The sequence below is a fragment of the Nostoc sp. NOS(2021) genome (assembly GCF_017115025.1).
Taxonomy (GTDB): domain Bacteria; phylum Cyanobacteriota; class Cyanobacteriia; order Cyanobacteriales; family Nostocaceae; genus Nostoc.
Genome location: NZ_JABXKM010000304.1, coordinates 1 through 12,113 on the forward strand (window position 1 = coordinate 1; position 12,113 = coordinate 12,113).

The 12,113-nt window shown below is 41.1% G+C and carries 11 protein-coding genes; 1 reads left to right on the forward strand and 10 read right to left on the reverse strand.

Features of this window, described 5'->3' with window-relative positions; all coding sequences use genetic code 11:
- Positions 1-471: 471 nt before the first annotated feature.
- The 9 genes from HWQ41_RS29515 to HWQ41_RS29560 form a co-directional block, all read right to left on the reverse strand.
- A complete protein-coding gene (locus tag HWQ41_RS29515; RefSeq protein WP_292770936.1) occupies positions 472-927 on the reverse strand; it encodes a response regulator in 456 nt (151 codons plus the stop codon).
- A 370-nt stretch (positions 928-1,297) separates the two neighbouring features.
- Positions 1,298-3,610: an NACHT domain-containing NTPase gene (locus HWQ41_RS29520; protein WP_292770938.1), complete on the reverse strand. Its 2,313-nt coding sequence runs from the start codon at positions 3,608-3,610 to the stop codon at positions 1,298-1,300.
- Between the two features lie 696 nt (positions 3,611-4,306).
- The gene (locus HWQ41_RS29525) at positions 4,307-4,579 is read right to left on the reverse strand and encodes a DUF1816 domain-containing protein (protein ID WP_292770939.1); all 273 of its coding nucleotides are present in this window, start codon (positions 4,577-4,579) and stop codon (positions 4,307-4,309) included.
- Between the two features lie 267 nt (positions 4,580-4,846).
- Positions 4,847-5,278, reverse strand: coding sequence for a fasciclin domain-containing protein (locus tag HWQ41_RS29535; protein WP_334780953.1), 432 nt, complete (start codon positions 5,276-5,278; stop codon positions 4,847-4,849).
- Positions 5,279-5,991: 713 nt separating this feature from the next.
- Positions 5,992-6,594, reverse strand: a complete 603-nt coding sequence (locus HWQ41_RS29540; RefSeq protein WP_292770941.1) for a hypothetical protein — start codon at positions 6,592-6,594, stop codon at positions 5,992-5,994.
- A 45-nt stretch (positions 6,595-6,639) separates the two neighbouring features.
- Positions 6,640-7,665: a glucokinase gene (locus HWQ41_RS29545; protein ID WP_292770942.1), complete on the reverse strand. Its 1,026-nt coding sequence runs from the start codon at positions 7,663-7,665 to the stop codon at positions 6,640-6,642.
- Positions 7,666-7,749: 84 nt separating this feature from the next.
- Positions 7,750-8,397 carry a histidine phosphatase family protein gene (locus HWQ41_RS29550; RefSeq protein WP_292770944.1) on the reverse strand — a complete coding sequence of 216 codons (648 nt, stop codon included), beginning with the start codon at positions 8,395-8,397 and terminating at the stop codon, positions 7,750-7,752.
- 517 nt (positions 8,398-8,914) lie between these two features.
- Positions 8,915-9,478 carry a Uma2 family endonuclease gene (locus tag HWQ41_RS29555; RefSeq protein WP_292770946.1) on the reverse strand — a complete coding sequence of 188 codons (564 nt, stop codon included), beginning with the start codon at positions 9,476-9,478 and terminating at the stop codon, positions 8,915-8,917.
- A 33-nt stretch (positions 9,479-9,511) separates the two neighbouring features.
- On the reverse strand, positions 9,512-10,243 hold the full coding sequence (locus tag HWQ41_RS29560) for an ABC transporter ATP-binding protein (RefSeq protein WP_292770948.1): 732 nt from the start codon (positions 10,241-10,243) through the stop codon (positions 9,512-9,514).
- A 161-nt stretch (positions 10,244-10,404) separates the two neighbouring features.
- Between HWQ41_RS29560 and HWQ41_RS29565 the strand changes: the two genes are divergently transcribed.
- Complete coding sequence (locus HWQ41_RS29565; RefSeq protein WP_292770950.1) at positions 10,405-11,292, forward strand: Rpn family recombination-promoting nuclease/putative transposase; 888 nt, start codon at positions 10,405-10,407, stop codon at positions 11,290-11,292.
- 2 nt (positions 11,293-11,294) lie between these two features.
- Here HWQ41_RS29565 and HWQ41_RS29570 read toward each other — a convergent pair whose 3' ends face one another.
- A complete protein-coding gene (locus HWQ41_RS29570) occupies positions 11,295-12,107 on the reverse strand; it encodes an ABC transporter ATP-binding protein (RefSeq protein ID WP_292770952.1) in 813 nt (270 codons plus the stop codon).
- Positions 12,108-12,113: the final 6 nt, after the last annotated feature.

The window sequence follows — 12,113 nt, forward strand, 5'->3', positions numbered from 1 at the left end:
GCTTTACCCCTACGAAAGATGTGGTTATTCACGTTACACATATTTACTATTTATTCTCAATGCGTAAGTCCTGTCTATTTCTCTTCTCTCTGTGTTCTCTGCGTCTGGAGTGGTAGCCTGCGGCAAGCCGCTCCGCGTCTACGTTTCTTTGGATAATTTATTTCTTGGAAGTCCCTTGCAAAAAAGTTTTAGCTGAACTGAAGCGAAAAAAGTTCACTGGACTTGTGCCGATATCTTCAAAATGCTGCCAAAAGCGCAGCCAATCAAACTGACAGTGCTAGGATTTACATATTGACAAAGTAGAAAAGAAGTGCTATAGGTGGAAACAAGGAAATAACAGGCTATTCGCTAATTAACTTTGACTGACAGGGTAATCATAAACTCAGTCCCCTGGCCTGATTTTGAGTTAAGTGCGATCGCTCCAGCATGTTTTTCTACCACAATTTGACCAGCGATGCTTAAATTTATCTACTAGTGTAAAACTAGTAATTCGGGGCGAAAATTTTCCGTCACATCTTGCTGTACTTGATTCATAATCAGGGAAACAAATTTGTCAAGGTCGAATGGTTTAAGTAGATATTCGTCAAACTCTACCTCTGGAATTTGGTCATGAGTACCTGTAGTAGATGTTGAAGTCACAATAATTGGGATATGCTTACCATTTTCTGCTTCTATAGCACTCAATGTATTTAGCAATGTATAAATACTTTCACCTAAGAACCTAATTTCACAGACCAGGATGTTGGGCGTGAAACAACTCAGGATTTCTAAAGCTTCTTTTACGGAACCAGCGGTAATCACATTTGCGCTCAGGTCTTTGAGTAACAATGCGTACAAATCTCTACTATCGCGATCGTTGTCTACAACGAGTACTTGTACACCTTTGAGTATCCCAACTGTCAAGCAAAAGTCATTGATTAAATTCATAATAAGACCTGCGATTAGGGCTTTAAGTGCAAAGTGAGCTGAAAAATCCGTAGTTTTAAGGAGATAAGACAACCGTATAGGTCAAATCAAAAGTAGCAGAGAACCACTTAATGGTTGAAATTACTAGTACAGCACGGCGTAAATAAACCACCCATTCAAAATCAATGAAACGCTTACTCTGTATTCATTTTGAATTTTGAATTTTGAATTTTGAATTCCGCCTTGCGGTACTAGGTTCTGTTCTCATACTATGAACGGGTGTTGTTTGATTTCCTAAATGAGTTGATTAATTACGATACAAAACTTAATAAAACTTTTCAAGTTACGAAAATCTCTGGTTCAAATAGCTGTAAAGGGTTAACCAACATAACTATTGCCATTCCCTGTCCTCAAGTTCCTTTTGAGGCAACAATAAGGTGGCTTCAATTTCCTGTCTGATGGCAGGCGTCACTTCCGAATTGCTAGACAGGCAATCGAGTAGTAGCTGATTAGCATCGTAGTAGCCTTGTAGCACTTGCTGTTGCTGTTGGCTAAACTGCCACTCGTGGTTAATATTGCGATAATTATTGACTGTTCTCTTTAACTGTTCAGCCCAAGCTGAATAGTTTGTCTGCCCCCATAGCTCAAACCGTTTTTGACTTTGACGAGAATTTGGCAATTGTTCAGAGAGTTGTTGCAAGGATTTATAGAGTCCAACATCCAGAACAATGCCCAGAATGTTGCTCAAAGCATCTCCACAGGCGTGGATGTGGGCAAAGTCCTGGCTCCCATCAATTGCACATTCCACCAGCAGGTCATCTAATGCGATATCCAGAAACATCCCTTGGTCGAGGCTGCTAGCTAGGGCAAAGTGAGAAGCTATATGAGGAGTCCGACTCAAGGCAAGGTAAAATGCTCGAACTGTCGCATCTTTTGGTTTGGTGGGAATAGTGCGAGATTTTTGGCTGGCCCAGGTCAAAAATTCTTGTAAATAAGAGTCTTGAGCAACGAGTGTATCAATCTGTTGCTTCATCAACAGTACCAACTCGTCTGCACTCCGAAGCATGGTAGCCGTTAACAAAAAGATTTCGCGCCAGTGCGGGTCAGTGATGTGACTGACCAATCCTCCCAGCGCTTGCTTAAATGCCTGTAGGTTATGGCTGGCAACGATTTTTCTCGCAGTTAAATATTCTTGAAACGCCAGATAGGAAAAGGAGAAAATTCCCCGCGCCCGTTCTGTCAGTAGCCCATGTTGAGCCTCGATTGCCTTCAGCGCCGCTTCGCTTTCTATTTGTAGTTCATTTACATCCATTGGTGCGCTGGTCAGATTACGAATATACTCACCAATGTATTGCTCAACGATGCGTTGCTCAAAAAAGTACTGACCTTGCTCAAATGTCGCTGCTGCAATCTGACTCAATAATTGCAGCTTTTGTGGTAACAAAAACCCTCGGTAAACGTTATCCCGTTCAACGCCTCTGGCTTCATCCCATTTACCTAACACAAGGTCTAGACCTTGTTTATAAAAGTCAGTCCGCTTAGTCGGAAAATTTTCTTTACCGTGAAACACCCAGCAGGCAAGATGCAGAAATAGGGGTGTGACGACGAGTTGGCGAAATTCCCAGTTTTCATCTAACTCCAACTTCTGAATAAACTCAACCGACTGCTCCAGACCATCTTGATTGTTGGTCTTGGTAAAGGCCACAAACCATTTTTGAGCGAAGGCTAGGATTTGTGCTGAGGTAAATGGGGCAATCTCAACATCGGTAAAGCCTCGGAGTCTGAGCTTTTGAACTGCTGATCGACAGGTGGCTACGAACCGATTTTTGTGATACTTATCTGAAAATCGGCGAATTTCGCTTAAGACAGCATTGCTTTGTTGGTTAAGAACTTCATCCATGCCATCAAACAAGAGTAACACTCTGCCTGCACTAAGCAAGGTTTCGATGACTGAGGGATCTGAAATTCTAGATCTGAGAAACTCCTGGCGGATGTACTTTAATAGGCTGAACTCGTTGTTGACTTTAGACTCTTCAGCAAAGTTTCTTAGGGTGATGAAGATCGGAACTTGATTCGCCGCAAATGCGCCTTGGTTACACTGAATGGCGAGATATTGCAAAAAGGTGGTTTTACCTACTCCTGGTCTGCCTAACATCCTCAGCTTGGAGTATTTTTCAACTGCCTGTGTGCCAGGTATCTGGTTCTGGTCAGCATCACCTAAGCCAAAACGGTCAAATTCTTTGGGATCAATGTTTTGCAGCTCACTGATTTCTAAGTACTGTTGACTGGCAATTTCCTCCAAAATATTCACATCTATATATATGTCATCGATCGCAACTGGACGGTTGATATCCAATAACTGCAAAATACCGCACTGGTCTTGAATTTTGTCGAAGCGTTGCGATCGCACTTTTTGCACTAATGTATCAATATCCAACACAGAGGGCGGGGTGTATTCTTGTAGTTCACCGAATTCTGCCGGAGGATTGGTAGCAATCTCTCGCCAATTCAGTGACAAGACCGAACAAATTTCAATAAAGGTATGACGCTCAACCGGACGTCCACTGAAAAACCGCCAAATTGGTTGTCTAGTCTTGAGGTTAACTTCCCCTGCCAAATTGTCTTGTGTCCAGCCCTTGTGAGCAAATGCTCTTTTAGCCTCTTGAATCCCAGTGAGTGATGCTTGGAGCGATCGCTTGACCATAGGACAAAAACCCTGCTCCTCAAATCATGAACTTTAACTTTTTATCGGAACAGAATTCACGAGTCAGCAGTCAGAATACAGGAAGGTTATTATGTACGACTTGCGGATGAATAAGCTCTTTTTAGACCCCTACAAAATCGTAGATTTGGTGGTCTTCAAGAAGCTCACGGACTCGCTCTAAGCATTCGCGTAGCGTCTCTAAGAGTTGCTATGCCGTTGGCTTTTCGCTATGCTATCAGTCGTGGGTCTTAATCCCCCACGAAGAGTGATTCTGACTTCTAAATTCTGAATTCTGAATTTTTCTTCAATAATGCCTGAAATTTTATAGCTTTTTATGTGATAACACCATTCTAGTCGATTAATCTTATACAAAACCCTAGAGTATACTCTTATTTCTTTAAAGTTTTGTAACGAAATCAAACGTTATACACTTATCTTATACATATCAAGCTTTAACTCAAACTTTGCTCTGTAATGCTTAAGTAGAGATTGAGAGCTTACTGATGAATAGTTACTTGGTCAGAAATTATAGTTGCATTAGAGTAGAGCTTATACCTCAAAATTATGCAACAAGTTATATTAGACATCGGCGTGAAAATGACGTAGGCACAATACTCTGCGGGAAGCCGCTTTGCGTCTACATGAATTGTGCATACCAAGGATTTCGGGTAACGCCTAATTAATTCCTGGAGATGTCTATTGTGTATTCAATGTGTATTCAAAAAGTTTTGGTAATATAGCTTCTGCTTCATCCTGAAAAATCGTTAGGATATCAGGCTGACATTGCTTGACTAATGCAATGATGTCTCTGGCGTCTTCCTGATATAAGTCTTCGACGTAGCCACTTCTAGAAAGTTGTGCCTCTTTTTCACTATCAAAAGGGCCAAAGTAATAAGTACAACGCGGAACAGCGGTGTTAATTTCTACCCACCAGGCAAACTCTGACTGATTAGATTCAAATAAATTCATGAGGGATACCAATGATTAATTAAACTTGATTAAATAAATTTTGGATCACGGATTAAAGTACAGTCCGATATAGAGACATTCTTCATTTTTCGTGGTGTCGTTTTCTAAACTGGCATTTCCTGATAGCAGTAGCTACAACGCCAGTAAACTACTCCCGAACGGATGTGACGGAGTAAAGCGTTTGAACAGCAAAGACAAGTATATTTTCGCTTCATAGATTGACTGATTTCTGGAGATATATGATCTTGACTGCAACCAGGAATCAAATTATTTTGATTCGTTAATAAATGTTTCATTTTCAAAGCCTAAATTGTTAAATGAATTTAGATGAGAGCGAGGAACTAACAATGATGTGGATGACACCGTTATCATCAGCATCGGGAATTGAGGCTGTGAGTCATAATCTAGATTGACACTATTGAAAGGGTCAACATTCAAACTTGAACTTTCAATCGGCTTTATAGGCATCACTTTGCCAGAAACGATATGATACGTCAGAAGTTCCTGGAGCTGATTAATATTCTTAAGCAATGTCTCTACAGTACCGACTGGAAGCTTTGCAAAAGCTTGGTCTGTGGATGCAGAGGCGATAAACGAGTCAACACCTTTGAGAGTATCTATCAGATTGGCGGCCTTGATTGCATCAACTAGGGCGCTAAAAGAACCATCGGTAACGGCAGGATCAAGAATATCGGCCATTTATTTGACTTTGTTTGATTTAATCTGGTAATTGTTATTAGTATGACATCCTAGTGTTATAAATCATGTTTTAGCAAGCGGTTGAGTAGCGTATAAGTTGTATAATATGAGCTAAAGAAAGTAAATAATTATTAAAATACGGCAGCAATTACAAGTTAGTCAATCAATTTTGGATTTTGGATTGCCGATAGTGCAGCCTCTTTGAGTCAGACGCTAACGCAACTCTTGGAGACACGCAAGGGACGCTATCGAGTCTCGGATTTTAAATTTGGGATTTGGGATTTGTTCCGCCCACAAGTAGAGCCAATACTGCTCGGTTAAGAATATTCATAGGTTGGGTTGAGCTTAGGGACTGACAAATAAAAAAACATCCCAAATTTTCTTGTGGGATAGGTGTCCTCATCCATCCCATTTTCAGGGCGGGCAGGATGCCCACCCCACAAGATGGATAATTTATTTCATTTGTCTCGTTCCCAGTCTCAGACTGGGAATGCCTAATAGGAGGGCTGCCGCCTCCCTTACTCGCGGCAGAGCCGCAATTGAAGAGCATTTCCAGCCAGAGGCTAGAAACGAGGTTTTGAAGGAGTTTTAGCTTAAGTTGACACCAATGAGCGCACTGGCTCCCCTACACTATCTTCTAATTCATTTGCGCCTACCTAATTGTTAGCCTTGCAATTGATTGCAAGGCTAATATGGTAGAGGTTTTAGTTATTTCACTTTTTCAAAACTACATGGAAAGAATTTAAATACCCCGTAATGGTTTTAGCTAATGTTTTCTGCTGTTTTTTTGTAGTTATTGCCATGACTTGATACAATCTTCCTTCAGCAACATACATTCTATTTTTAGTGATTTTCCCTCCAGAATTGATGTACTCAATTTCTTTACCAGGATGATTATTGGAACTACGAATATTCCGTTGACTAATTAAATGACTTTTCGTAGTCTTTAAAGCCATATCCCGTGCATTATTAAGTACAGCTTGGGGATCAGCCATTTCACCATAACTATAAGGAAAATCATTGTAAGCAACGATGTATGCTACTTGCTGTTTTGGTGGTTGAGCGACAAATATTTCTAAGGTAATTTCCCCCATATAAGTTTTTTGGGATTCGGTATTTCTGTTTGGGTTTCCCGGCATCAAAATCGTAAAGCGCCCATCTGGAGCGGTGTATAACTTCCATTGTGGTGGTGCGGGTTGAGAAACGGTTGGTTTGACAACAGCCGCCAGAGGTTTGGGTTGACGCGCTTCCACCAGAACAGATCCACCACAGACAAAAGTAGCGGCGATTAATGGCAACAGACTTTTAAATGTCATGTTTTTTACCTTTTTAGATGCTGATATTACTGATGATGCTAGCTGTTATAACCTAACAGCACATAAAGCAGCACCAATTAGCCCCACTTGGGAGTTGAGGATAATATGCACGGGGATCTCTTCAAGGAGGGGGCGCATCCTACCTTTTTGGGTGAAATTTAATAAGAAACCGCTGTTTTGGATTAAGGGCAGGATTTTGGGCGCAATTCCACCAGCAATGTATAAGCCACCATAAGGTAGGAGTTTAAGGGCAAGATTGCCGGCTTCTGCACCATAAGCCTCTATAAATAATTGCAAAGTTTGTTCACAGAGGCGATCGCGTTTTTGTAGTGCAGCTGTACCAATGACAGCACCGGGATCAACGCTTTTCTCTTCCTGTCCCGCTTCTTGTTCCCAAGTTCTGACGATTTGGGCAATATCTGGTGATTCGGTGGCAAATTTGCGATCGCGCAAAAATTGGTAAATTGCCACAATTCCCATTCCAGAAACCACACGTTCCACAGAAATGCGCTGGATATCATGTTTATTCAGCAGGTATTTCAACAATTGAAACTCGATCTCGTTTCGGGGAGCAAAATCAGTGTGTCCACCTTCTGAGGGAAAGACTTGATAGTAGTTTCCCTGCTTAATTAAAAATCCTTGTCCTAAGCCAGTACCAGCACCAATAATGGCAACGGGGGCTTCCGGTTGAAATTCGCCAGCTTGTAACGGGTGCAAGTCTTGTTTTTCTAAACCGGAAATGCCATAGCCAATGGCGGCGAAGTCGTTAATCAAAGAAATATGTGGGATACCCAATTCTTCTTCTAAACGTTCGGTATCCAGGAACCAGGCTAAATTGGTCAGTTTGGCAGTATTTTGGACAATGGGGCCGGCGATCGCAAAACAAGCCTTTTGTGGTATTGGGGTATTAGCTTTGACCAAAAACTCCTGCACAATTGGTACTAAATCAGGAAAATCCCCACTGTGGAAACTTTCCTGATAAATAGTATGTAAACTTGGTGAGTCTGATGTTTCAACCAATCGCAGAATAGTTTTCGTACCGCCGATGTCTCCTGCTAGTAAAAAAGTCATACAACTTATTCGTGAATTAATTACTTTTTTTGTAGGATATACCCAACATAGCGAAATCCATGATTCAAAATCCTTATTAGAGATTTAAGCAAATCGAATAACTTCTTCTATGTGGGTTAAATGGGAAGTATCTCCCTTTAGTTCTAATAACCATTCTGGGTCTTGGCGTACCACTTTTACCAGGGAACATAAAGAAGCTTTAACTTCTGTTTTGGCAATTTCCCCCACTAGCCCCATTGCTCCCCCCAACACAGATGCGCCATGTGCTACTAGCAGGATATCCTCTGGGAAGAACTCAGTAGCTAAACATCTAGCAGTTTGCCCAGAACGTTCTCGCACTTTTTCGTGAGTTTCAGGATATTTGGCGGCGATGCGCGAAGTATAGCTGGTGTCAATTCTGGGGAATAACTCCGCTAATGCTGGAGTTGAGAGTCTTTCGGGTTCTTCTGTCATCCAAGCTGGATTTAGCCATTCACTCAAACCTGTTTCCAATTTGATTGGTAACTTGAGCATTTCTGCAACTGCGTTTGCCGTTTGTACGGTTCGCAGGAAAGGAGAAGCGAAAATATGGCCAATATTTTCTCGTTTCAAGCGCTTTGCTAACTGTTGTGCCTGCACCATACCATCATCAGACAACGGTGGATCGTAGCGTCGTTCGGCGGTGAGAAACCAATCAGGGTTTACGAAGTCGATGCGGTTAGCGTGTCTTGCTATCCAGACTATTTGACTCATGGGTTTAATGATTCCGGTGAATAGAATTCGCCGCTAAACAAATATAGATATCTGCAAGGAGGGCTACAAATATTAATATATTATGACAAAATTGTAATAATTTTTAATAATATAAATTATTTGGAAAAGTTATCAGTAGCGTTAGTGTAAGTAACTAGGCGTAAATAAATTAAAGTTTGTAGTAAGGACTTTAGTCCTGATAATCCTTGTTTTGAGCGATGAATCGCTCACTACGAACTACGATTTTATTTTATGTTTAATTATGCCTACCTACTTAGTTTTACTTAAAGCCTTTTTAGCCAAGTCTCTAAAGCTATATCGACTATAGTAATGTGCTGAAATGTTTAAGATTGCGATAGTGATACTTTACTTATAGCCTTTTTAGCCATTTTTCTAAAGCTACATCAACAAATCCATTTAGAAGCTCATATCCACCAAAATCAAATTCAAATTCCAGCAACTTATATTCTTCATACATTCTCCCCGCTCTTCGAGAGGGGGCTATGATTAGGAAAAGCTATAACTTCAACCATCCAAATAGTTGCCCTACAGTTAACTGAAAGCCGCTAACTAAATCGGGGACTGGTAATATTTCTTGTGATTCTTGTAAAAGTTCTGGTTGCTGTTTTGGTGGATAAACTAAAACAGAACGATCGCCTGGATCAATTAACCAACCTAAACGACTACCATGCTTTAGACAATGTAGAATATTTCCGGTTACTTTAGTCTGGCTTTGATCTGGTGAAAGAATCTCAATTGTCCAGTCTGGATGCGCCTTAAAGACATTTGCCACATCTCCACCTTCATCTAAGGGAATTCGCTCCCAAGCAAACACAGCTACATCTGGTACAATTGAACGCCCACCAAAAGTACATCGCAATTCTGGGAAAGCCAGGGCAATTTTTCGACTCTCAACCACCTCATTTATACCTGTGACTAACTTACCTTGTAATTTACTATGTTTTCCCTGTGGCATTGGCTTTTCAATAATTTGACCGTTGATGTATTCTGAACTAGGCTTTGTTTCTGGTAGTTTCAAAAACTCTTCTAAAGTCAGAGGTTTCGTTGGTGATTTTACCATGTGTTTGTACCTCCCAAGGTTTAATTTAATTAATCACCCTAAATAAGCTTTTTTAACTCGCTCATCACTAATTAATTCTGATGCTGCACCTGTTAAAGTTATAGAACCAGCTTCTAAAACATAACCGCGATCGGCAATTTGCAGCGCTAGATTGGCGTTTTGTTCAACTAACAGAATAGTCACGCCTGTAGCACGAAGATTTTCAATAATAGAGAAGATTTCTCGGACGATCGCAGGTGCTAAACCTAAGCTAGGCTCATCTAAAAGCAACAGTTGTGGTTTACTCATTACAGCACGAGCGATCGCTAACATTTGTTGTTCACCACCGCTGAGGGTTCCTGCTAGTTGATTGCGTCTTTGCGACAAGCGGGGAAATAGCTCAAATTGGCGCTGAATATCTGCTTTTACCTCGGCTTGATTGGAGCGAATATAAGCACCCAAAAGTAAATTATCAAACACTGTTTGCCGCGCTAATACTCTGCGTCCTTCAGGACAGTGAGCGATACCAAGTTTTACAACCTCGTGAGCTTGGCGGCGGGTAATATGATGTCCATTATAAATAATCACGCCACTCCAAGGATTAACTATTTTAGATATGGCGCGGAGTGTAGTAGTTTTACCAGCCCCATTGGCACCAATGAGAGTAACTACCTCGCCTTTTTGAATAATTAAATTAATCTTTTTCAGAGCTTGGATACCGCCATAATTAACATTAAGTTCTTGAAGTTCTAAAATTGTATAGTTTGGTTTACTATCGGTGTTCATCAGCGGTTTACATCCATAAATGTTGAATGTTGATTCACAATTTAACATACATCAATGTAGGCGCAGCTCGTCGTAGACATCGCAACAAAAAAGAAAGTAGCAACGAAATACTGCAATTCTTGTGGTGTATTATTAATTCTGATAAGCATATTAAGCATCCTGTGGCAAAAGCAGCAGATACAGGTAGTAAGAGACTGATTAGTTTAGCTCCCGATGCATGGGTACAATGGGTAACACAGCGTCCCGAAGTGGTGGCTAAGGAAATTCTCGGCTCGGAGTTTCAGTGGATTAGCCGCGAAACAGATGTGTTAGTGAAGGCATACAGTGCTACCCACGGTGATTTTCTCGTACTTAACGAGTTACAGTTGCGTTATACGGCACATATGCCTCTACGCATGAGAGCTTATGCAGCACTAGCACAAGAGCGCTACCGACTGCCAACTTACCCAGTACTTGTTAATATTTTACCGCCCCCATCTACCTTAACTATTGTCAATAGTTACGAGCAGGAATTTTTGGGATTACGTGCCATCCAAGATTATCGCGTGATTAATTTGTGGGAAATCGATGCTGAGATAGTGTTTCAACAACCATTACCATCGTTGTTACCCTTTGTACCAATCCTGCGAGGAGGAGGAGAAGCATCAGTTGTACAACGCGCTTTACAGGTGCTACGAGCAGATGCACAGTTGAACCAGTTAGAATCATTGCTGGCATTTTTTGCTAGCTTTGTGTTAGACACGCCCTTAGTACAACAAATCATGAGGTGGGATATGGCAGTATTACGAGAATCGCCTTGGTATCAGGAAATTCTTGCTGAAGGCGAGCAACGTGGTCTTCAGCAAGGTCTTCAGCAAGGTCTTCAGCAAGGTCTTCAGCAAGGTGCAAGACAGCACTTAATCCGAATATTACAACGACGTTTTGGTGAAATTCCCCATGAAGTAGAAGCAAGGCTTGAGGGTGAAAGTGTGGAACAATTAGAAAATTTAATGGATAGCGCGATCGCTGTCAATTCTTTAGAAGAATTTGTGAGTATTTTTTCTAAATAAATTCATTCATTTCCCAAATAAGCTTCAATTACAGCTGGGTCATTTCTAACTATAGATGGTTCACCCAAAGCAATTAATTGACCAAAATCTAACACAGCAATGCGATCGCACAGACCCATAACCAATGGTACATGGTGTTCAATGAGGATGATCGTCAAATTGAAGCGATCGCGAAGGCTGCGAATAAATGCACTCAATTGCTGCTTTTCGTTGGGATTCATCCCCGCCGCAGGTTCATCGAGAAGTAAGATTTGCGGTTTTAATGCTAAAGCGCGGGCAATTTCTAAGCGACGTTGATCACCATAGGCAAAGTTTTTAGCTTTTTCGTCAGCGCGATCGCTCAATCCCACCAAATCCAATAAATCTAAAGCTTTTTGCTTAGTTTTAAATTCTTCACTAGGCGCTGGTGGTAATCCCAAAACTCCTGTAATCATATTACTTTTAGTGTGTAAATGTCGGGCAATTATCACATTTTCTAACGCCGATAATTCCCCAAACAAACGGATGTTTTGGAAGGTACGGGCGATACCTAAAGCAGCAATTTGATGAGGACGCAGTTGGGAAATTTCTCCACCTTGATAAATTAATTGACCGCTAGAAGGTGGAATGAAGGCAGTAATCAAATTAAACAGTGTTGTTTTGCCAGCACCATTAGGCCCAATCAGTCCAAAAATCTCATGTTTATTTACACTAAAAGATACATTATTTACCGCCACTAGACCACCAAAGCGGCGAGTCAATGCTCTTGCTTCTAAGACAATACTGCTGTTCTCTACTGGAGTCCCGTATGATATCATGTCCGCCAAATTACCCATAATAAA

Excerpts from the sequence above, each read along its gene's own strand:
- HWQ41_RS29570 (WP_292770952.1), bottom strand. The coding sequence starts at position 12,107 with ATGGGTAATTTGGCGGACATGATATCATACGGGACTCCAGTAGAGAAC.
- HWQ41_RS29515 (WP_292770936.1), bottom strand. The coding sequence starts at position 927 with ATGAATTTAATCAATGACTTTTGCTTGACAGTTGGGATACTCAAAGGT.
- HWQ41_RS29545 (WP_292770942.1), bottom strand. The coding sequence starts at position 7,665 with ATGACTTTTTTACTAGCAGGAGACATCGGCGGTACGAAAACTATTCTG.
- HWQ41_RS29550 (WP_292770944.1), bottom strand. The coding sequence starts at position 8,397 with ATGAGTCAAATAGTCTGGATAGCAAGACACGCTAACCGCATCGACTTC.
- HWQ41_RS29535 (WP_334780953.1), bottom strand. The coding sequence starts at position 5,278 with ATGGCCGATATTCTTGATCCTGCCGTTACCGATGGTTCTTTTAGCGCC.
- HWQ41_RS29555 (WP_292770946.1), bottom strand. The coding sequence starts at position 9,478 with ATGGTAAAATCACCAACGAAACCTCTGACTTTAGAAGAGTTTTTGAAA.
- HWQ41_RS29520 (WP_292770938.1), bottom strand. The coding sequence starts at position 3,610 with ATGGTCAAGCGATCGCTCCAAGCATCACTCACTGGGATTCAAGAGGCT.
- HWQ41_RS29560 (WP_292770948.1), bottom strand. The coding sequence starts at position 10,243 with ATGAACACCGATAGTAAACCAAACTATACAATTTTAGAACTTCAAGAA.
- HWQ41_RS29540 (WP_292770941.1), bottom strand. The coding sequence starts at position 6,594 with ATGACATTTAAAAGTCTGTTGCCATTAATCGCCGCTACTTTTGTCTGT.
- HWQ41_RS29525 (WP_292770939.1), bottom strand. The coding sequence starts at position 4,579 with ATGAATTTATTTGAATCTAATCAGTCAGAGTTTGCCTGGTGGGTAGAA.